This window comes from Streptomyces bottropensis ATCC 25435 (assembly GCF_000383595.1).
Classification (GTDB): Bacteria; Actinomycetota; Actinomycetes; order Streptomycetales; family Streptomycetaceae; genus Streptomyces; species Streptomyces bottropensis.
Genome location: NZ_KB911581.1, coordinates 5,139,686 through 5,159,794, shown reverse-complemented (window position 1 = coordinate 5,159,794; position 20,109 = coordinate 5,139,686). Strand labels below are relative to the sequence as shown.

Annotated in this window: 17 protein-coding genes and 1 pseudogene; 8 read left to right on the top strand and 10 right to left on the bottom strand. The window is 71.1% G+C overall.

From position 1 onward, the window contains the following. Positions 1–223: 223 nt before the first annotated feature. The 8 genes and pseudogenes from STRBO_RS40365 to mhpA form a co-directional block, all read right to left on the bottom strand. Positions 224–1,190, bottom strand: a pseudogene (locus tag STRBO_RS40365) (alcohol dehydrogenase catalytic domain-containing protein). Between the two features lie 18 nt (positions 1,191–1,208). Continuing rightward, complete coding sequence (locus STRBO_RS0122870; RefSeq protein WP_005473370.1) at positions 1,209–2,420, bottom strand: cytochrome P450; 1,212 nt, start codon at positions 2,418–2,420, stop codon at positions 1,209–1,211. 61 nt (positions 2,421–2,481) lie between these two features. Next, the gene (locus STRBO_RS0122865; RefSeq protein WP_005473371.1) at positions 2,482–3,489 is read right to left on the bottom strand and encodes a PDR/VanB family oxidoreductase; all 1,008 of its coding nucleotides are present in this window, start codon (positions 3,487–3,489) and stop codon (positions 2,482–2,484) included. A gap of 100 nt (positions 3,490–3,589) precedes the next feature. Then, positions 3,590–4,399: an IclR family transcriptional regulator gene (locus STRBO_RS0122860; RefSeq protein ID WP_037627500.1), complete on the bottom strand. Its 810-nt coding sequence runs from the start codon at positions 4,397–4,399 to the stop codon at positions 3,590–3,592. A 316-nt stretch (positions 4,400–4,715) separates the two neighbouring features. Beyond that, positions 4,716–5,786 (bottom strand): maleylacetate reductase, encoded by a 1,071-nt coding sequence (locus tag STRBO_RS0122855; RefSeq protein WP_005473373.1) that lies wholly within the window; start codon positions 5,784–5,786, stop codon positions 4,716–4,718. After that, positions 5,783–6,652 carry a dioxygenase family protein gene (locus tag STRBO_RS0122850; protein WP_005473374.1) on the bottom strand — a complete coding sequence of 290 codons (870 nt, stop codon included), beginning with the start codon at positions 6,650–6,652 and terminating at the stop codon, positions 5,783–5,785. The genes STRBO_RS0122855 and STRBO_RS0122850 overlap by 4 nt, the downstream gene beginning before the upstream one ends. Before the next feature lie 9 nt (positions 6,653–6,661). Then, on the bottom strand, positions 6,662–7,750 hold the full coding sequence (locus tag STRBO_RS0122845; RefSeq protein WP_005473375.1) for an alpha/beta hydrolase family protein: 1,089 nt from the start codon (positions 7,748–7,750) through the stop codon (positions 6,662–6,664). After that, positions 7,747–9,303, bottom strand: a complete 1,557-nt coding sequence (gene mhpA / locus STRBO_RS0122840; RefSeq protein ID WP_005473376.1) for a bifunctional 3-(3-hydroxy-phenyl)propionate/3-hydroxycinnamic acid hydroxylase MhpA — start codon at positions 9,301–9,303, stop codon at positions 7,747–7,749. The genes STRBO_RS0122845 and mhpA overlap by 4 nt, the downstream gene beginning before the upstream one ends. 181 nt (positions 9,304–9,484) lie before the next feature. On the opposite strand from mhpA, the gene STRBO_RS0122835 reads away from it, so the two are divergent. The 8 genes from STRBO_RS0122835 (at position 9,485) to STRBO_RS45475 (ending at position 17,164) form a co-directional block, all read left to right on the top strand. Next, positions 9,485–10,132, top strand: coding sequence for a TetR/AcrR family transcriptional regulator (locus STRBO_RS0122835; RefSeq protein ID WP_005473377.1), 648 nt, complete (start codon positions 9,485–9,487; stop codon positions 10,130–10,132). Between the two features lie 670 nt (positions 10,133–10,802). Then, on the top strand, positions 10,803–11,267 hold the full coding sequence (locus tag STRBO_RS41895; RefSeq protein WP_078531337.1) for a sugar-binding domain-containing protein: 465 nt from the start codon (positions 10,803–10,805) through the stop codon (positions 11,265–11,267). A gap of 136 nt (positions 11,268–11,403) precedes the next feature. Beyond that, a complete protein-coding gene (locus STRBO_RS0122830; RefSeq protein WP_005473380.1) occupies positions 11,404–11,748 on the top strand; it encodes an ArsR/SmtB family transcription factor in 345 nt (114 codons plus the stop codon). Next, on the top strand, positions 11,745–13,478 hold the full coding sequence (locus STRBO_RS0122825) for a SulP family inorganic anion transporter (RefSeq protein ID WP_005473381.1): 1,734 nt from the start codon (positions 11,745–11,747) through the stop codon (positions 13,476–13,478). Before STRBO_RS0122830 ends, STRBO_RS0122825 begins: the two co-directional genes overlap by 4 nt. Then, the gene (locus tag STRBO_RS0122820) at positions 13,475–13,897 is read left to right on the top strand and encodes an ATP-binding protein (RefSeq protein WP_005473382.1); all 423 of its coding nucleotides are present in this window, start codon (positions 13,475–13,477) and stop codon (positions 13,895–13,897) included. The genes STRBO_RS0122825 and STRBO_RS0122820 overlap by 4 nt, the downstream gene beginning before the upstream one ends. Positions 13,898–13,932: 35 nt before the next feature. Next, entirely contained in the window at positions 13,933–14,346 is a 414-nt protein-coding gene (locus tag STRBO_RS0122815; protein WP_020114820.1) for an STAS domain-containing protein, read from the top strand. 215 nt (positions 14,347–14,561) lie between these two features. After that, the gene (locus tag STRBO_RS0122810; RefSeq protein ID WP_020114819.1) at positions 14,562–14,912 is read left to right on the top strand and encodes an ArsR/SmtB family transcription factor; all 351 of its coding nucleotides are present in this window, start codon (positions 14,562–14,564) and stop codon (positions 14,910–14,912) included. A 1,880-nt stretch (positions 14,913–16,792) separates the two neighbouring features. After that, complete coding sequence (locus STRBO_RS45475; RefSeq protein ID WP_158690930.1) at positions 16,793–17,164, top strand: hypothetical protein; 372 nt, start codon at positions 16,793–16,795, stop codon at positions 17,162–17,164. A 111-nt stretch (positions 17,165–17,275) separates the two neighbouring features. Here STRBO_RS45475 and STRBO_RS0122800 read toward each other — a convergent pair whose 3' ends face one another. Continuing rightward, positions 17,276–18,517 carry an MFS transporter gene (locus tag STRBO_RS0122800; RefSeq protein ID WP_020114818.1) on the bottom strand — a complete coding sequence of 414 codons (1,242 nt, stop codon included), beginning with the start codon at positions 18,515–18,517 and terminating at the stop codon, positions 17,276–17,278. Beyond that, on the bottom strand, positions 18,514–19,917 hold the full coding sequence (locus STRBO_RS0122795) for an NAD(P)-binding domain-containing protein (protein WP_005473392.1): 1,404 nt from the start codon (positions 19,915–19,917) through the stop codon (positions 18,514–18,516). The genes STRBO_RS0122800 and STRBO_RS0122795 overlap by 4 nt, the downstream gene beginning before the upstream one ends. Positions 19,918–20,109 lie beyond the last annotated feature (192 nt).

The following is a 20,109-nucleotide window of genomic DNA, read 5'->3' as shown; positions in this document are numbered from 1 at the left end:
CGGGCGTGAGCCGCAGCCGGGCTCGCGCACTTGCGAAGGACGCCGTCCTGAGCAGCTGGGGACCCCGGTCCCGCCACGGTTCCCCGGCCTCCTCCGCCCCGGGCCCGTAGCCGCTCCCGGCCGGCCTCGGCGTGCGATCCAGACGTTGTCGTCGACGTCCCAGGTACCGCCGTCCAGGGAAACGTCCCCGAGGTGACGAGACGTTCGACGCGGGCACCGGCCATCACAGCACCACCACCGAGCGCAGCACCTCGCCACCGTGCATCCGCTCCACGGCCTTCTCCACATCGTCCAGTGCGATGGTCTCGGTGACGAAGGCGTCCAGGTCGAGACGGCCCTGCAGATAGAGGTCGATGAGCATGGGGAAGTCGCGGCCGGGCAGGCAGTCGCCGTACCAGGAGGACTTCAGCACCCCGCCGCGGCCGAAGACTTCCAGCAGCGGCAGTTCGAGTGCCATTTCGGGCGTGGGTACGCCGACGAGGACGACCGTCCCGGCCAGGTCGCGGGCGTAGAAGGCCGGTACGTCTCCGGGCTGCCGACCGCCTCGATGAGTCGATGTCCACCGCGATGATCTTCGCGCCGCCCGCCAGCCGGGACCCGGCGATCGCAGCGTCACCGACGCCGCCGCAGCCGATGACCGCCACGCTGTCACCACGCCCGACGTCGCCGGTGTTGATCGCCGCGCCGATGCCCGCCATCACGCCACAGCCCAGCAGGCCTGCTGCGGCCGGCGACGCGGCCGGGTCGACCTTGGTGCACTGCCCGGCCGCCACCAGCGTCTTCTCCGCGAACGCGCCGATGCCCAGCGCCGCAGACAGCTCCGTGCCGTCCAGCAGAGTCATCTTCTGCCCGGCGTTGTGGGTGTCGAAGCAGTACCAGGGCCTGCCGCGCAGACACGCCCGGCACTGGCCGCACACGGCACGCCAGTTGAGGATCACGAAGTCGCCGGGCGTCACGTCCGTGACGCCCTCACCGATCGACTCGACGATCCCGGCCGCCTCGTGGCCGAGCAGGAACGGGAACTCGTCGTTGATGCCGCCCTCCCGGTAGTGGAGGTCGGTGTGACACACCCCGCACGCCTGGATGCTTACCACCGCCTCCGCCGGCCCCGGATCGGGGATCACGATCGTCTCGATGGCGACCGGCTCGCCCTGCGCCCTCGCGACGACGCCTCGTACCTGCTGGGACATTGCTGGATCCCCTCCTGCTCACACGGGCTGGACGCGCAGGGGCAGGGACGCCCATGAGCGCAGGGTGTTGTTGGGGTGGCGGCGCGGAGTGCCGGTCAGCTCGAACCGCTCGACGCGTCGGGCCAGCGCGGTCAGCAGCGCTTCGGCCTCCAGCCGGGCCACGTGCTGGCCGATGCACTGATGGATGCCCATGCCGAAGCCGACGTGGCCCGAGGGATCCCGGGTCGGGTCGAAGCGGTCGGGGTCGTTCCAGCGGTCCGGGTCCCGGTTGGCCGCGCCGAGGAACATGAGGATCTTCGTGTCCGCGGGGATGACCGTGCCGGCGACGGTGACGTCGGTGGTGGCGGTGCGGAAGAAGGTCTGCACCGGCGACTGCCAGCGCACCGCCTCGTCGAACGCGGCTCGCGCCAACTCCGGCCTTTCCCGGAGCCGTTGCCATTCCCCGGGGTGGGTGGCGAAGGCGTACAGGCAGGCCGCGAGTCCGTGCACGGTAGTGTCGACACCGGCCGAGAGCAGGGAGCGCACCACCAGCGGCGCCTGCTCGTGCGTGAGATCTCCACGGTCGACGGCCGCCCAGATGGCAGCCCCGAAACCGTCCTCGCTCAACGCCTCGCGCCGGCACTGGGCGTTGACCCATGCCGACAGTTCGGCCAGCTGGTGCGCGTCCCGCTTGACGAGGTCGTTGCGAGGGCCGAAGGCATTGAAGACCATGTTGCCGTACGGCAGGAGGTTCTCCCGGCCGTCCGGCCCGAGGCCCACCGCGTCCGGGAAGGCCCGCAGGGGGAACGCCTCTGCCAGCGCCGTGAAACCGTCGAACTCGTCTCCCTGTGCGAGGACTTGCGTGACGACTTCCTCCGCCACGGATTGCCAGTTCTCCCGCAGGCGACGCAGGGCGGGTGGGGCGAGGATCTCCCGCAGCACCCGGCGCGGAGCGTCATGGCGGGGCGGGTCCGCCTCCAGCAACAGGCTCGGCGGGCGCCACGGCTCCTCGTGCCGGAAGTTGGCCAGACCCACACCCGAGCCCGACTCGAAGTGCTGCCAGTCCACCAGTGCGGCACGCACCTGCTCGTAGCGGGCCAGCGCGTACGCGTCATGGCGGGAGAGGTAGACCACCGGACCGGCCTCGCGCAGCGCCCGGTGCAGCGGTTCGGGGTCCACCAGGACCTCGTGGGCGAACGGGTCGACGTCACTGACAGGCGGCACGACGGCCCGCTCCAGTGCCTCGGTCATCAGGGCTCCTTGGGAAGTGGAGAGGTCTCAGAGGTCAGAGAGCGGCCAGCGGCCAGCGGCCTCAGAGATCGAGGACGAGACGGTCGCCGCAGGACCGCGACACGCACACGAACATGCAGTCGTTCGCGGCCCTTTCGTGGTCGGCGAGAATCGAGTCCCGGTGGTCCGGCTGTCCCTCCAGCACCGGTGTCAGACACGTGCCACAGGTGCCCTGCTCGCAGGAGGACAGCACGTCCGCCCCTGTCCGGCGCACCGCCTCCAGCACGGACACGTCCGGGGTGACCGTGGTCGTGCGTCCGGTGCGCCGCAGTTCCACCTCGAAGGACGCCTTGCGGACCGGCGGGGTCCGCGCGGCGGTGGTGAAACGCTCGGTGCGCAGGGCGTACGGCGGCCACGCCACGCAGGCCGCTTCGACGGCGGCGAGCAGCGGGGCCGGGCCGCAGGAGTACACCTTGGTGTCCGGCCGCGGGGTGCCCAGCCAGGCCGCCAGGTCCAGCATCCCGAGTTCGTCCTGCGGCACGATGTGCACCCGTTCGCTGTGGGCGGCCGTCAGCTCCTCGCCAAAGGCCATGGACGACCGCGTACGCCCTCCGTAGAGCAACTGCCAGTCCGCCCCGAGCAGTTCGGCCTGCCGGACCATGGGCAGCAACGGCGTGATGCCGATGCCGCCTGCGATGAAGAGGTATTTCTCCGACGGTACGAGGGGGAAGTGATTGCGTGGGCCGCCGACCCCGACGCGGTCCCCCGGGCACAACCGGTCGTGTATGTAAGCGGAGCCTCCCCGGCCCGCGGGCTCCCGCAGCACGGCGATCCTGTAAGTGCCCGGGTCCCATCGGTCGCCGCACAGGGAGTACTGCCGGGTCGTCCCCTCGGGCAGCAGCAGGTCGATGTGGGACCCCGGTGTCCAGTCCGGGAGCCGGGAACCGTCCGCGTGGGTGAGGGTGAGTGACACGACGCCCTCGGCGATGGCCTCCTTGGCGGAGACGGTCAGAGTCGCCGCGCTCCTCGGCGCCGGCCGTCCCGGACCGCCGCCGCTTCCGGCATCCGTGACCACGCTGGTTCCGACCATGTTGCCGCCTCCCGTCGTTGGATTGCACGCAGGATGCGCGGCGACGACGGGCGGGCGCGACGGCATTCTCAATCAGTGAGAGACGAACATCCGCCGGCTGTCATACGGCCGTTGCCCCACCGTCAGGTGAGTCACCAGGCTCTCGGCCGCCCCACCTCGGAGCATCCGGTGCCCCGAGCGCACGGGAGATACCGCGTGCCGCCGCCCGCACCACGGGCACGACGGACGAGGCCCCCGCCTCGTTGGGGACGATCACCGCCAGTGCGGCCACCACCTCACCGCTCGCGTCACGCACCGGCGCTGCCACGCCCAGGGCGTCCTGATGCACATATCCCGGGCAGTACACGTACCCCTGCTGCCGCACACCGGCCAGAACGGCCCGCAGCCGCGCGGTGGTGGCGGGGGTGTTCGGGGTGTAGCGGTGCAGGCGTCCATCGAGCACGCGTCGACGGAGGTCAGCAGGTCCGTGGGCGAGGAGGACCAGGCCGCTGGAGGAGGCGTGCAGCGGCAGGCGGCCCGCGATGCGGGTGTAGTTGATGACGGCGCGCGGCGCCGTCAGCCGCTCCAGGAACAGCGCCTCGTCGCCGTCCAGCACCCCGAGCTGCACATGGTGGCCGACGACGTCGTGGACGCCCTCCATGAACGGCATGGCCGCGTTGCGCAGCGACAGGGTGGGCGAGGCTCGTGTGGCCAGTTCCCACAGGCGCACTCCGCTTCGCACCCGGCGGTCGGCGTCCCGAGTGAGGAACCCGTAGGAGACCAGCTCGGCCACCAGGCGCGAGGCAGTCGCCACGTGCAGCCCCGCACGCCGGGAGACCTCCGAGACGGTCAGGGCGGGCTCCTCCGGCGTGAACGCCTCGAAGATCCGCACGACCCTCGCCAGAACCGACTCGCCGTCTTGTGTCCTCACCTGGCCATCATCGGGCTCCTTCCAGGCCGGTGTAACCCCATGGTTCATAGAATGAACAGACCTGCACCGGCGCTGCAGCCGCACGTCACACTCGGCGCGATCATCGTCATGGCAGCGACGGCCCCACAACAGAGTGAACAGCCCCGGCGTCTCCGCCGGGCCTTGCCGGTCCCGTGGGACCGCCTCCTGAGCAGGCGAAACGACGCAGAGGCCGCCGTACGGCAGGTCGTACCCCGGGAGGTGGTGCTCGGTTCTTTCGGCCTGTGCGTGTGCGGCCAGGGGTGCCACCGTGCGGGAGACGGACCTGAAGCTTCCCTCAGCGCGCGAGGGCGCCGTTCAACGCTGCCGTGAGCAGAGGGCGAAGGGCATCGGACGTGACCGGGCGCGGGTTGGCATACGGCCGGTCCACTGCCTGGCCGATGACCTCGTCCACGTCGTCCTGGGTCAGGCCGATGTCGGCGAGGGAGCGTGGGGCACCGAGTTCGACGCTCGTCCGGGCCAGGTACCCCGGCACGTCGTCGGTGGACAGGGCACGGCTCAGCGCGCGTTCGGCTGCCGGTGCCGACGGGAGGTTGAAGGCGGCGACGTACGGGAGCAGGACCGTGTGGGTTTCGGCGTGGGGCAGGTCGAAGGTGCCGCCGAGGATGTGGCAGAGCTTGTGGTGCAGCGACATCGTGGTGGCCCCCAGGCAGGATCCGCACAGCCAGGCCCCCCGCAGTGCGTCCGACCGCGCCTGAAGGCCCAGCGGGTCCTCGACGATGACAGGCAGGGCCGTGGCCAGAGAACGGACACCTTCCTCGGCCATCAAGGAGATGATCGGTGAGACGTCGGGGGCGTACAGGGCTTCGACGGCGTGGGCGACGGCGTTGAAGCCGCTGGTCACCGACATGCCGATGGGGAGACCGAGGGTGAGTTCGGGGTCGTAGACCACGCTGCGCGGCAGGACCGAGCGGTCGCGGCCGGTCCGTTTGCGGCCGTTCTCGGTAAGGCCCCAGATGGGGGTCATCTCGGAGCCCGCGTAGGTGGTCGGGACACTGATCACGGGCAGCCCCGTCTCCAGGGCGATGGCCTTGCCCAAGCCGATCGTGGAACCGCCGCCGATGGCCAGACACCCGTCCGCGCCGACCTCACGCGCGGCCTTGACGGCCGCCGCGACGACGTCGGCGGGCACATGCATCCGGGCTTCGGTGAAGCGTCCGACGCAGGCTTTTCCGAGCAGCGTCTCGGCTTGCTCGGCGAGCTTCTCCTGCACCGGGGTGGACAGCACCAGCAGCCGGCGCAGGCCGAGTTGCTCCGCCTCCTGCGGGATGCGGGCAAGGCTGCCGGCGCCGAAGACCACTCTCATGGGCAAGGCTTCGTAGGTGAAACTCGGCTGCTGGGTGGTCACGGTGCGGCCTCCGGTGCTGTGGCCAGGACGACGTCGAACGTGGCGTGGGTGAAGGGCGCCGTCACGGCGAAGCGTTCGGCGTCCCGCTCGTCATGCGACTCGGTGAAGTCGGTGATGAGGCCGTGTTTCACGGCGAAGACCGCGTCGGAATCGATGTACGGGCTGCCCGCCACGAACGCGTGGGTGGTGACAGGCCGATGGCCGTCGGCACGCGCGATGAAGTGCACATGGGCGGGCCGGTAGGGATGCCGGCCGGTGGCGCGGAGCAGGCCGCCGACCGGGCCGTCGGTCGGGATCGGGTAGTGCGAGGGGACGACGCCGCGGAACCAGAAGCGGCCCTCCTCGTCCGTACGGAACAGACCGCGCCCGTTGCCCGGTGGCTGCACGTCGGGCTGCTGCACGTCGTAGAAGCCTTCCTCGGTGCACTGCCAGACGTCGAGTTCGGCATCGGGCAGGGATGTGCCGTCGGCGCTCGTGACCCGGCCGGAGATGACGCACGGGGGGCCGGTGCCCAACAGGTCGATGGTGTCGCCGAGTTCGCGGTGCGGCGAGACGGTCATGTGGAAGGGACCCAGGACGGTGCTCTCGGTTCCGTGTTCGGCTCCGTTCAGGGTCTCGACGAGCATGGAGACGCCCAGGACGTCGGAGAGCAGGACGAACTCCTGGCGGGTGTCGTCGCACTTGTGGCCGACGGCGGTGAGGAACTCGATCGCGGCTTCCCATTCCGCCATCGTGGGTTCGATGTCCCGCACGAAGTCGTGGAGGTGGCGGGTCAGGCTCTCCATGACCTGCCGCAGGCGCTGGTCCTTGGTCTCCCGGAAGCTGCTCACCACGGCGTCGGTGGCGGTCTCGACGGTGAAGTCCACCTGGTGTCCCTAACTCTCGGGGGTGCCCCGGCCGACGAGATGGTCGGTCAACCAGTCTCCGGTGAGCGCGTCGCGTTCGGCCGCGTGGTTGTAGAGGGTGTGCTCGCCGTCGGGCCAGATCCGCACCGTGGAGGTGGCGGGGTCGGCGGCTCGCAGGAACGGCTCCTGCTCCTCGTAGCGAACCAGGGGGTCCTGGCCGCCGTGCAGCAGGAGCAGCGGGCAGGTGATGCGGTGCTTGTCCGGGTCGAAGCGCAGGCTGTCCATGACCTCGGTCACCTGGCCCGGCTCGTCCGTGCCGACCACGGCTGACATCTGCTCGCGGGCGGTACGGAATTCGGGGACGGCGGGTGCCGCCGGAGCACCGTTGACGACCACCGCGGCGACGCGCGAGTCCGCCGCGGCCAGATGGGCGGCGAACAGACCGCCGAAACTGATGCCCTGGACACCGATGGGGCCGCCGAGGCGAGGATCGACCTCGACCACGTCGACGAAGCCGGCGAAGCCGTCGATGACGCGTGCATCGACGTACAGCCCGTGGCGCAGCCGTGACTCGCCCTGGCCAGGCCCTTCCACCAGCAGACAGGCCAGGCCGCGCGCGGTGTAGGCCTCGGCTACCGGCAGATACGCGGCCCCCCAGCTGCTGAGCCCACCCCACACGATCACGGTGGCGCGGGGCGTGCCGGTCGGCAGGCACAGCCAGCCGCCGAGAACGCCGTCGCGGTGCGGGATCTCCACACGCTCCACCCAGGGTGCGAGAGCGGCGACCACGGCCGTGTGCCGGGCGTACAGCTCCCGTTTCTCCGGGGTGTCGGTCTGGTACGCCATCTGCGCGAACATCAGGGCCGCGGCGGCGAACCGGTATGCCTGCCGGGCGGTCGTGCGGTGTCCCGACTCCTGCGCGCGCCGGGCCCGTTCGAGCTGTTGCTCAGCAAGGGTCGCAGCGGCGTCCGGCCACGGTGTCCCGGCCGCGGTGTCGGCGAGCAGGCGGCGGGCATCGGCGGGATCCATGCCGCAGTCGGTGAGCCGGGTGAAGGGCATGGCCCGGTGCTGGGCGGCGACCAGAGGCGGCAGCGTGGGCGTTTCCTGCTTCTCGGTCATGCCATCACCTTCACGGGCGCGGTCAGCGCGGTGTCGAGGGCGTCGACGAGCGCGCCGATGCCGGTGCTGTCGACGGCGGTGCCGAACAGGACGAAGTCCGGGCGCGCCAGATACGCGACCGCGCCGAGCAGTTGGAGGTACTCCCGGTGACGTCCGTCGAGGTCGTCGACCGTGTCGAGGACGACCACGGCGCAACCCAGGCGCTCCAGCAGGGCGAGCCGCTCCGGCCCGAGGGCGGCGGTGGGATCCTCGGCCGTGACCAGGGCGAAGCCGTATCCGGTCAGGTCGTCGAAGCGCCCGGTGCGCCCGTCGGGCAGACGGATGCGGCCCTGCGGTGTGAGGGTGCCGACCGGCGCGTCCGTGCCCGGCCGCAGCACTCCGTGGGCAAGGGGCGGGAATGGGGGCGGAGGGGGCACCTTACCGGCGAAGAAGGCCGCGTCCCGGGCCGCCGCTGCCTCGACGTCATGCATATTGGCGACCTTGCCGAGGCCGATCGCCGCGTGGGTGAGGATCGTGACGTGCGGGCGGCGCTCGCTCTCGTAGGTGTCCAGAAGCGTGTCCGGTGCCAGGCCGCCGAGTACCAGGTGCAGCTTCCACGCGAGGTTGGTGGCGTCGCGCAGGCCGCTGCAGGCTCCCTGGCCGAGGTAGGGGGGCATGGTGTGGGCGGCGTCGCCGGCCAGGAAGACCCGGCCGGTCCGCCAGCGAGTGGCGATGCGCGCCTCGAAGCCGTAGACCAGCCGGCGGGTGATCCGCACGTCCTCCGGACCCAGGTCGTGGTAGTCCCGTAGGAGTCGCCAGGCGGCCTCCGGTTCCATCATCTCCTCGCGGGTCTCGCCCGGCAGCAGGGCGAATTCGAAGCGCTGACGGGTGTGACCGATGTTGATGGTCATGTGCCCGCGGGCGGGATCGCAGTACTGGGTGCCGTACGCGAACTCCGGCGGCTGGGGGCGCAGCCACTCGGCGTCGACGTTGACCCACTGCTCGTTGAAGCCGAAGTCCTGGCGCTCCACGCCGAGCAGTTCGCGTACCCCGCTGCGGCTGCCGTCGGCGGCGATCACATAGCGGGCCCGGACATCTGCGTGCGGTCCGTCGGCGGCGTACGCGTCGGCGTTCCAGCCGCGCAGGCGCAAGGTCACGCCGTCGTCGTCCTGATCGAGGCCGGTGACCGCCCAACCCTGACGCAGGTCGACCGTGCCGTAGCCGCGCAGCCGCTTGTCGATCGAGCTCTCCACATCCGGCTGGTACATGGAGATGTGATCCGGGTACCCCATCGGGCCACTGGGGTTCGCCGGGATGTTCACCAGGGTCTCACCCTTGCCGTTGACCCACAGGTACTGACACATCGACGAGTCGCGCAACGCCTCGTCGACATCGCCCGCCGCCTGGACGGTGCGGGCGGTCTCGTCGTCGATGTGGGTGAGCCGGGGCAGTCCGTACAGGGCCGGCCAGCGTTCGCAGACCACCACCCGGTGGCCGAGCCGGCCGAGCAGGGACGCCGCGGTGAGGCCGGTCGGTCCGTAGCCGACGACGGCGATGTCGTAGAGGGGAGCCATCAGACGCCTCCAGAAACAGCCCCCGCGTCGTTGCGAGGGGTCGTGGCGGGAAGGAAGGAGGTGCGGCTCGACCGTGCGGTGCACGCCGCAACTTGCGTGAATCAGGATTCACAGTTCGCGTGAATCGAGATTCACACGAAGGCAACGTGGACGTCAAGACTCCGGTCGATAAACTGCGCAGATGACCGAGTCCCCCGCCCGCAGGCCCGCCGCCCTCCGGGAAAGCAGTCGCCGTTCCCAGCAGGACCTCATGCGGGCCGGGTACGCACTGCTCGAAGAAGGTGGAGTGGACGCGCTGACCGTGGCCGCGGTCGCCGAGCGGGCCGGTATGGCGGTCGGCAGCATCTACCGCCGGTTCGGCGACAAGGAAGGGCTCCTGCTGGCCATCCAGCACGCCTTCACCGAAAACCTCCAGGCCGAGATCGCGGAACGCATGTCGGCGGAGCGGCTGCGCATCCTGCGCGATCCGGCCGTGGCGATCGCCGAGGCGGTCGGCGCGCTCACCGACTCCTTCCAGGCGCATGAAGCTCTGTTGCGCGTCTTCCTGCTGCTCGGCACCCGGCAGGAAGCGGTACGGACCGAGGGTTCCCGCGTCAGCGTCGAGGGCAACCGCCACTTCGCCGATACACTGCGCCACACCCCCATCGCACATCCGGACCCCGAGGCCGCGCTCGACTTCGCCTACCGCCTGATCTACGCCTCGATCGCGCACCGCGTCACGCAGGGCGAATTCCTGGAGTCCGACCGCCCGCTGCCCTGGAGCGAACTGCGCAGCCACCTTCAGACGGCGGTCGTCTCCTACCTCCTCGGCGCCCAGCAGGGCGACTGAACCCCCGGGCCCGCCGTCGCGCAAAGTGCACGCACACCTGGAGAGCCAGGCCGCCCAGATGTGAACCTCGCCTCAGGAAAACCGTGATCGGTGATTCATATGCTCCAGGCGGCGGAGAGCGTCACCGCCTCCTCGCCGACCTCCAGCACCACGCGAGCGGTCGTCAGCCGCACCCGCAGACCGCCGTCGACCCGGGATGCCGTCGATGCACGGGAGGCTCGGCACCATCCGCCCGGCGGCCTGGCCGTCCATCGCGGCCCGGTAGCGGGCGAGCGAACCCCCGGTGCGATGCTGCGCCCACCCACCGGGATCCGAGCCGCCCTGGTGCCACAAGGGCATCGACGGCTGCCTCCCCGCGCCCGAGACCAGCGGCGGAGAGAACACCACCGAACCGATCAGCCCGGACACCATGGCTCCCTGCTGCTCTGAGCCCCTGCCGAGCCGAACTCGACGCCGACACCACCGCCGCCAGCGACACCGTCAGCGCGCCGCGGTACGGCGGTCACCACTACGGCGGCTTCGGCACAGCGCAGCGTTGCCGCGACTTCCACCGCAGCAAAGCCCCGACAGACCCCATCCACGACGAACGCGACGCACCGCTCGGTCACGCGTAGCCGCGCCGGGCGGGTCCGCGTAGGCACGACCCGGTGTCGGCGGTCCCGCTGGCAGGGTGACCGGACAAGGCCACTCGCCACTCGCCTCTCGCGCCTCGCCTCTCGCCGACAGCCGAACCGCGGCATCACCGCCAGTTCATGCGTCCCAGGCCGCTTGCGTCAGCCGACAGGGAACACATCGTGGACACGACCGGACTCCCGAAGACAGCCGAGCGGCCCGGGAGCTCCTCGGCGGTGAAGGTGAGCCGGTTCGGTCCTGCGCGCGGGTCTGGCTCAACGGCGCGGAACTCGGCGTCACCCGGGGCAGCCGCCCGGCCGCCGAGTCGGACGTGACCCACGCATTGCGGCCCGGGCCGCAACGGCTTGGCCGCCCGGTGCACCACTTCTCCTCGGGTACGAGTCTCGAGGACCAGCGCACCTGGCTGCTCGCCGGGATCTTCCGGGACGCCGTGCCGGCCCGTCCGGCCCACGGCGCCCGGGACGGGTTACTGAGGTCGAACCTGTGGAGTCGTAGGGGCTGACGACTCATCTCCCGAGATGCGTAATTGCAAAATTTCGCAATTGGTTAGATGCTAAGTTTGCTGTTCTCGTAGATAACCGCGAGACAGAGCCTTCGCGGCCTCCGTGGTGGGGCACTGTCGGGGAAGTCGAGGGGTTGTGTCCGTTCCGCTGTACCAGGCCAGGGCCGAGTTCTTCCGGATGCTGGGGCATCCCGTACGGGCACGCGTGCTCGAACTGCTCCAGGACGGGCCGATGCCCGCACGGGAGCTGCCGGCCGCGATCGAGGTGGGGCCCTCCAGCCTGTCGCAGCAGTTGGTGGTGCTGCGACGCTCTGGCGTCGTCACCTCCCGGCGCGAGGGACCGACGGCGGTCAACGCGCTCACGAGCGGGGACATCACCGACCTGACGGGGGCGGCGCGTCGGATCCGGACGAGGGCGTCGGCCGGGCGGAACGAGCTTCCGGCCGAGCTGCTGCGGGATGCCGAGGTCGCCGCGCGATGAGGATCTCCTTCGGCCGGGTCGGGGCTCGGCTCACCGCGTTGCTGCCCGACCGTAGTGATCTCGCGGAGATGCGCCGGGATCCGCGCCGGGACCTGCTGGCCGGCCTCACCGTGGCGATCGTCGCGCTGCCGCTCGCGCTCGGATTCGGCGTCTCCTCCGGGCTCGGCGCGGAGGCGGGGCTGGCGACCGCGGTGGTCGCCGGTGCGCTCGCCGCGGTGTTCGGCGGATCGAACCTGCAGGTGTCCGGGCCGACCGGTGCGATGACGGTGGTGCTGGTGCCGATCGTCGCCGAGCACGGGCCGGGCGGGGTGCTGACCGTCGGGCTGATGGCCGGCGTCATGCTCGTGGCGCTGGCGGTGCTGCGGACCGGCAAGTACATGCAGTACGTGCCCGCGCCGGTCGTGGAGGGCTTCACTCTCGGTATCGCCTGTGTCATCGCACTGCAGCAGATCCCGAACGCCCTGGGCGTGCCCAAGCCCGAGGGCGACCGGGTTCTCGTGGTGACCTGGAACGCGCTGGCGGAGTTCGCGAAGAACCCGAACTGGACCACCGTCGCCTTCGCCCTGGCGGTAGCCGCCGTGATGCTGGTCGGCGCCCGTCGGCGGCCCACGATCCCCTTCTCCATCCTCGCGGTGATAGCGGCCACCCTCGTGAGCCAGGTGGCCGGCCTGGACGCGGTCAAGCCGATCGGTGACCTGCCGTCCGGTCTGTCCGTGCCCTCGCTGTCCTTCCTCGATCCGGGCGCGCTCGGCTCGCTGCTCGCCCCGGCGGTCGCGGTAGCAGCGCTGGCAGCCCTGGAGTCACTGCTGTCCGCCTCGGTCGCCGACGGCATGACGGTCGGTCAGAAACACGATCCGGACCGGGAGTTGTTCGGCCAGGGACTGGCCAACATCGCGGCCCCGCTGTTCGGAGGCGTGCCCGCGACCGGCGCGATCGCGCGCACCGCGGTCAACGTCCGTACCGGCGCGAGTTCCCGGCTGGCCTCCCTCGTCCACGCCGTGGTTCTCGCCGTGATCGTCTTCGCGGCCGCGCCCCTCGTCTCCAGGATCCCGCTCGCGGCACTGGCCGGCGTGCTGCTGGCCACCGCGATCCGCATGATCGAGGTCGGCTCACTGAGAGCGATGGCGAAGGCCACCCGTGCCGATGCGCTGATCCTCGTCCTCACCGCCGTCGCGACGCTCGCCCTCGACCTGGTGTACGCCGTGATCATCGGCCTCGTCGCCGCGGGCGCCCTCGCCCTGCGCGCGGTCGCCGAACAGGCCCGCCTCGAAGAGGTCCCCCTCGACCGTGGTGACCACAGCGCCGAGGAGCATGCGCTGCTGGCCGAGCACATCGTGGCGTACCGGATCGACGGGCCGCTGTTCTTCGCCGCCGGCCACCGCTTCCTGCTGGAACTGACCGAGGTCGCCGACGTACGCGTGATCATCCTGCGTATGTCCCGTGTGACGACCATCGACGCCACCGGCGCCCTCGTCCTGAAGGACGTGGTGGAGAAGCTGAACCGGCGCGGCATCGTCGTCATGACCTCCGGGATACGCCCCGGCCAACGCCAGGTCCTGGACTCCGTCGGCACGCTGGAAGTCCTGCGCCCGGAGGGACGCGAGTACGCCACCACGCCCGAGGCGATCCAGGGCGCCCGCACCCACCTGGAGCGCACCGGCGTCATGCGGTCGCTGCCCGCCCGGACGTCCCGGCCCGTCAGCGAGGAAGCGGAGAAGACCGTCGGATGAGCACCCAGATCGAAGCCCTGCCCCACCGGCACGTGCTGACCCTGGCGACCATGCCGTCCGCGGTCCGAACGGCTCGGGAGACCGCCGAGCAGGCCCTCGCGGAGTGGGGCATAGACCTGCGCCACCCCGCCGTCGGACCGGCCTTGCTGATCCTGAGCGAGCTGGTCACCAACAGCGTCCGGCACGCCGCCGTCCTCTCCCCGCAGCTGACCGTCGTCTACGCGGCAGGCGTGGACTGTCTGGCCTTCGCCGTGCACGACCGCCACCCCTACCAGCCGCCGTTGTACGACCCCGTCACCGATGGCACTGGTGGCCTGGCCACCGTCATGGAGCTCACCCTCGGTCTGGGTGGCACCGCGGTCGTCCGGGGCGACGCCGACCTCAAGGGCAAGAGCATCTGGATCACCCTCCCCCTGTGAATCGACAGGCCGACCGAGCAAGGAAGTTGACGACGATGACCATCGAGTGGCGCTACACCGTCGAGCAGGACGTCGGCATCCTCTCCGTCTCCGGCCACCTGGGCCCGGACGCCGCCCACCGCTTCATCGGTGCCATCGGCTGGGCCGTAGGACGTGGGAGTGGTCCGATCATCGCCGACTTGACCGGACTGCGCAGCTGGTCGGCCGAGGGACAGGAGGCGATCATCGAGTCCGCGCGCCGTCTCGCCGCAGCGGGCCGTAGTCTGGAACTGGCCGCGACCCCAGCGGACGACCCCCTCGTGCTCGCCGGGGCCTGCCCGTTCATCCCTGTGCATCGCGGCCTGGCCGACGCGCTCGCCGCACACAGCGCATGCCACGGCGAGCCGCCGCAGGGCCGCCACGAGTGGCGGACGACGGGCTGGCCGAGCGAAGACGACGCGGGCGCATGATCACGCGAGCCTCCCCGTGCCTCCTATGGACTTACCGATGCAAGCAATTGTCAGATCGTCACCGCTGGTTGGGTGGCTCGGTTCTCGTGCGCGGATTCGGCGTGGCCGTCGACGTACGTGAGGATGGGACCCATGTTGTTGATGAGCAGATGGATGCGATGCACCGAGGGCCGGCCGGTGCGGCCGTGGTGCTATATGGGGAAGGCGACGGCACGTTGAGCACGCCGCTCTATCAACTGAAGGCAGAGTTCTTCAAGACGCTCGGCCACCCGGCGCGCATCCGGGTCCTGGAACTGCTCAGCGAGCGGGAACACGCGGTCGCGGAGATGCTGCCGGAGGTGGGCATCGAGCCAGCCAACCTCTCACAGCAACTCGCTGTGCTGCGGCGGGCGAACCTGGTGGTGACCCGCAAGGAGGGCTCCACCGTGTACTACTCGCTGACCAGCGCGCACATCGCCGAACTCCTGAGGGTCGCGCGCACCATCCTCTCCGGGGTGCTGGCCGGGCAGGCCGAACTGCTCACCGATCTGCAGGCCGCCCAGAAGCAGGCGAACCAGCAGCCCTGACGACGACCCCTCACGCCCACCCGCGAGATGCTGCTCACCGGGAACGACGCTGCGGCCTGGGAGGCGGAGCAGGTGGTCCGTGCCCACGGGTTCGACACCTCGAGTGCCGCCGCAGCCCTGGCAGCCCGACGGCGGATCACCCTGAGGACGCCCTCGCACTCATGCGTGCCCAGGCCTTCCGCACCGGTAGGTCATTGCCGGAGATCGCCACGGACATCCTGCGCCACCCACCCGGTACGTGTAGGCGCGCGGTCCGGAGCAACTGTTCAAGCACCCGTCAACAGGGCGTGCTCCGGGAGAGCTGTCAGGAAGCGTCCTCTAGCCGACCTGTTCGAGGCGGCCGCGCCGGACATGACGGCCAAGACCGCCGTCGGACTCCAGCAGGGACTTGACCTGTTGATAAGGCCTGATCAGGTCGGCCCGGCCTGGTCACCGATACTCGCTTCCCGCTGATCGCGTGGATGAAGTTCCCCTGCTCGGGGAGTTGGTCCTTGGAGACCTCCACGCTTGCCTGGACCTTCGCATCACCGAGGAACAGGCAGGCCACGCGGCCGCCTGGGAGGCCGGCGCCGCCGTACGGGGCGGTGTGGGCGTACTTGTACTGCGTGATGGTCTGCTGGGACGCGATTTCGGCAAGTCCAGGATCGCGGCACCCCGCGCTGCGACCGGGCGAGCCGCCCGTGGGAGACCTCGGGGCTGGCCGCGCGCAGCCCGACGCGTACGGCGTGGGCGCCGGCTCCGCCTTCCGCACGCATCGGTGTCGCCCTGTCGTGCTCGTGCTCATCGGACTGCCAGGCGTGGGTTTCCCAGATCGTTGCGCAGGTCGGTGAGCGCCGCCGGTCGCCGTGTGCTGCCTGCGCCAGGGGGAGCCTGTGCAGCCCGCGGCGGGCTGAGCGGCCAACAGGTCGCGCCCCCGTGAGTGCCGGTTTCTGAACCGGCTGTGCTCCCTGTCCACTCGAAGGATGGGTTTGCCAGCAGCACATGCCTCACGCTCGGTGAGCAAAGCTACTGTTTCCGTCATGGCTGCGAGGGCGAGGCGGACGGACAGACAGTCCTGGTCGCTCTGCAGGCCGGCGAGAACGTGATTCGGCAGTCGTGTTGATCGATTGCCTGGAGGTCCGGGGTGCAACGCGCCGTGCGGCGCGTTTCCGGGCTGGCAGGTGATCGCCGGACAGAGCCACAAGTCGGTATCGATCAAGCCTTATTCCTGATGGGAGCTGTCAGTGAGTCACTTCCGTACACGCCCGGCAACAGGGGCGCCGTGGACCGGGCGCCGTGCCCGGGCTTTGTCGGCCGTCGTGGCCGCCGGGTTCCTCGTGGCCGGTGCCGTGGTGGCATCGCCGGCGTCGGCCGCCGTCCAGGGCAGGGCCGACTTCTCCACGCCCGGGCAGGCCGCGTGGACGGTACCCGATGGTGTCACGCAGATCTCGGTCATCGCGGCGGGGGCGGGCGGCGGCGGAGCCGGCGCCGCTGGCGGAGGAGGAGGCGGCGGTGGGGGCGGCGCGTCGTCGCTCGTTCTGAACATCAAGGGAGGCGGTGGCGGGGGCGGCGCGGGCGGAAGCGGCGGCGGGGGCGGGGGTGCGGGTGGCTGGACGAAGTGTCAGGTTCAAGTGACCCCGGGGCAGGTGCTTACCGTGCAGGTCGGGGCCGGCGGGGCGGGCGGACGCGGGACCGGCGGCGGAGGCGGCGGTGCCGAGGGGAACACGGGGGCGATCCCGTCCGGCGGCGGGAACGGCGGTGGCGGAGCGATCGGTGGGGCCGGAGCGGCCGGCGACGCCAGCTTCGTCTCCGCGGAATCGAGAATCGTGACCGAGGCCGGCGGTGGGATGGGCGGTAGCGACGGGGGCGGCGGGGGCGGGGGCACAGGCGGGAACGCCGGTGTGTTCGAGAACGGCGCTCCCGGTGGTGGCGGAAGCGCCGGCTTCGTATCGAGCGGCGGGACCGGCGGAGCCTCGACCGGCGCCATGTGTGTCGGCCGGGGCCTGGCGTTCTATCAAGGCCACGCGGGAGGCAATGCGGCCGGCGGCGCCCCGGGACACGACGGCAGCGAATGGGTGGGCGAGTCCGGAGGTTACGGCGGGTCAGGCGGGTCGGGCGGGAGCACGGCCGTGGGCTCGGCCGGGGCCGGAGGCGCCGGCGGAAACGGCGGCACCGGGGGAAGCGGCGGACACTTCGGTCTGGCCGGCGACGCCGGCCAGAGCGGTGGCGCCGGTGCAGACGGCGGCGATGGGGAGGTGATCATCATCTACTGACGCTGTGGTGCCGTTTCGATACCGGCCCGGCCCTGCGCGGCCGGGCCGCGCAGGGCCCTACCAGGAAGTCGTCGAAGCCGCCGGGTGCGCCTGCAGGGGATGCTGCGGTTGTCACAGCCGGGGGAATCGGTGGCGTACGGCGCCGGTAGCTGTCCACGGTGCGATGAGCGCGGCGGCGACGGAGATGGTGGCCAGGAGGAAGAACAGCGGTCCGTAGCCGCCGAGAGGGACGGCCAGGGCAGCGCCGGCGAACGGCGCGAGTGCTGCCGCTGTGTGGGCGGGTGCGGCGAGGAGTCCGGAGAGACGGCCGTAGTGGGCTGTGCCCCAGCGGTCGGTGATGGCGGTGGCCTGAAGGAGGGTGAGGTTGCCGCGGACCAGGCCGGCCATGACCGACACGGCGATGAGCAGGGCGTACGGGCCAGGGACGGCGGCGAAGGCGGCGGTGGTCAATCCACCGAGGGCGATGAGACTGGTCGTGCGGGCCGTGGCGGTGGTGCGGCGGGCGAGGGTGGCGTACAGGGTGCGGCCGAGAGTTTGTCCGGCGCCGCCGATGCCGAGTACCCACGCGGCCTGCGCGGTGGAGTAGCCGCGTTCGAGCAGGAGCGGAACCAGGGCGACGACGACGGCGTACATGGCGAACGCTGACAGGGTGAACACTGCCGCGAGCACCCAGAAGGGCCGGCTTCGTGCCACCGCTGCGGCTTGGACATGGGTGTGCTGCGGCGAGGGCGTGGCCGTTGGCCAAGGAGCGTTCAGCGCCAGGGCATGGGCAGGAACCGTGATGACGGCGAGGATCGCCGCGAGCACGAGATAGGTGGCGCGCCAGGACAGGTGGTCGGCGAGCAGGGCGGTCAGCGGTGCGAAGACGGTGGAGGCGAGGCCGCCGGCGAGGGTGACGATGGTCAGCGCGCGGACGTGGTTCGGGGCCCACCAGCGGGTCAGTGCGGCGAAGGCGGGTTGGTAGAAGGTCGCTGCCATCGCGAGGCCGGCGAGGGCCCAGCCGGTGAAGAACACCAGCAGGTTCTGGGCGGTGGCCACGATCAGCAGGCTCACGGTGCCGAGGACGGATCCAGCGGTCATCACCGCGCGCGGGCCGCGATGGTCCAGGATCCGGCCTACGCGGATTCCGGCGAGTGCGGAGACGACCAGGCCGAGGGAGAAGGCGGCCATCGTCGCTCCGGCCGGCCATCCCGTAGCGGAGGTGATCTGCGGGTTCAACACCGGGAACGCGTAGTAGACGATGCCCCAGCTCGTGATCTGAGTGGCGCACAGAGCGGGCAGGACGGCGCGGGGCGGCGACCGGTCCCCCGATCCGGTCGCGGCCCCGCGCCCAGGGGTATCGAGAGTGGTCACGAGCCGCCGCAGCCGCCCGTCGGCGCTTCCTCGGCCACGGTGGCGGCGGGCGCGCCGACGCCGATCTGCACAAGCGCGGGCGCGGGCGCGGGCGCGCAGCAGCCGCCGCCGTCGGCCTGCCCGGCGGCCGGGTCGTCGAACAGTCCGGCGCCGCCGCACACTCCGGTCTCGGGGAGGGTGAGTTCGACGCGGTCGGCGGACTCGAGGTCGCCTGCGATGGCGGCGGTGACGGAGCGGACCTGCTCGTAGCCGGTCATGGCGAGGAAGGTCGGGGCGCGGCCGTAGGACTTCATGCCGACCAGGTACACGCCCTGTTCGGGGTGGGACAGCTCGCGGTGGCCGTGCGGGTAGACGGTGCCGCAGGAGTGCTGGTTGGGGTCGATCAGCGGCGCCAGTTCGGTGGGTGCCTGGAGCCGTTCGTCCAGGCCGAGGCGGAGTTCGGACAGGAAGGACAGGTCGGGGCGGAGGCCAGTGAGCACGATGACCTCATCGACCGGGTTCAGGCGGCGGCCGTCCTCACCGGCCAGCACCAGGCGGCCCTCGCCGTCGCGTTCGATCGCTTCGGTCCGGAAGCCGGTGACCGCGTCCGCGTATCCGCTGCCGACAGCCGTCTTCGCCGCGAGCCCGAGGGCGCCGCGGGCGGGCAGCTGGTCGGCTTCGCCGCCGCCGAACGTGGAGCCGGAGAGGCCGCGGCGCAGGATCCACACAGCGCGGGTGCCCGGTTCGTCCTTGGCGACGTCGGCGAGGGTGGCCAGCGCGGTGAAGGCGGAGGCGCCGGAGCCGATGACGGCGGTGCGTTTGCCTGCGTACCGGGCGCGTACGGCCGGGTCCTTGAGGTCGGGGACGCGGTAGGTGATGCGGTCGGCGGCCGCGCGCTCGCCGAGCGCGGGCAGGCCGCTGGCGCCGGCCGGGCCGGGGGTGGTCCAGGTGCCGGAGGCGTCGATGACCGCGCGGGCGAACAGGCGCTCCTCCTGGCCGTCGGCGTAGGTGACGTGGACGACGAAGGGCTGACTCTCGCGGTCGGCGTCGACGATCCGGTCGCGTCCGGCCCGGGAGACGCCGGTGACGGTGGCGCCGAAGCGCACTCGCTCTCCGAGGACGTCGGCAAGCGGCTGGAGGTACTGCTCGGCCCAGTCGCCGCCGGTGGGATACGTGGTCGCGTCCGGCTTGGTCCAGCCGGTCGGGGCGAGCAGCTTCTCGGCCGCCGGGTCGGTGAGTTCACCCCAGGTCGAGAACAGGCGCACGTGCGACCACTCGCGCACTGCGGCGCCTGCGGCTGCTCCGGCCTCCAGGACCAAGGGGTCGATGCCGCGTTCGGTCAGATGGGCGGCGGCGGCCAGACCGGCCGGTCCGGCTCCGATGACGACGACGGGCAGCTCGGTTGGGGCGGGCGCGTTCACGGCGACTCCTTGCGTGTTTCGACGTCTGTCGATGGCTTGCGCGGCCAGCATTACACCTGATTCGATGTCCGTCAACATAGACATACATCGAATTCATCGGTCTGTATGGGGCATGTCGACGTCACGGTGATCGGCGGCGGACAGTCGGGGCCAGCCGCGACCCTCGCCCCACTGGTTCGACGTATGTCAACA

Bases quoted from the DNA above. Each gene is read 5' to 3' on its own strand.
- STRBO_RS0122870 (WP_005473370.1), bottom strand. From the start codon at position 2,420: ATGACCGAGGCACTGGAGCGGGCCGTCGTGCCGCCTGTCAGTGACGTC.
- STRBO_RS0122865 (WP_005473371.1), bottom strand. From the start codon at position 3,489: ATGGTCGGAACCAGCGTGGTCACGGATGCCGGAAGCGGCGGCGGTCCG.
- STRBO_RS0122845 (WP_005473375.1), bottom strand. From the start codon at position 7,750: ATGACCGAGAAGCAGGAAACGCCCACGCTGCCGCCTCTGGTCGCCGCC.
- mhpA (WP_005473376.1), bottom strand. From the start codon at position 9,303: ATGGCTCCCCTCTACGACATCGCCGTCGTCGGCTACGGACCGACCGGC.
- STRBO_RS0122835 (WP_005473377.1), top strand. From the start codon at position 9,485: ATGACCGAGTCCCCCGCCCGCAGGCCCGCCGCCCTCCGGGAAAGCAGT.
- STRBO_RS0122825 (WP_005473381.1), top strand. From the start codon at position 11,745: ATGAGGATCTCCTTCGGCCGGGTCGGGGCTCGGCTCACCGCGTTGCTG.
- STRBO_RS0122820 (WP_005473382.1), top strand. From the start codon at position 13,475: ATGAGCACCCAGATCGAAGCCCTGCCCCACCGGCACGTGCTGACCCTG.
- STRBO_RS0122815 (WP_020114820.1), top strand. From the start codon at position 13,933: ATGACCATCGAGTGGCGCTACACCGTCGAGCAGGACGTCGGCATCCTC.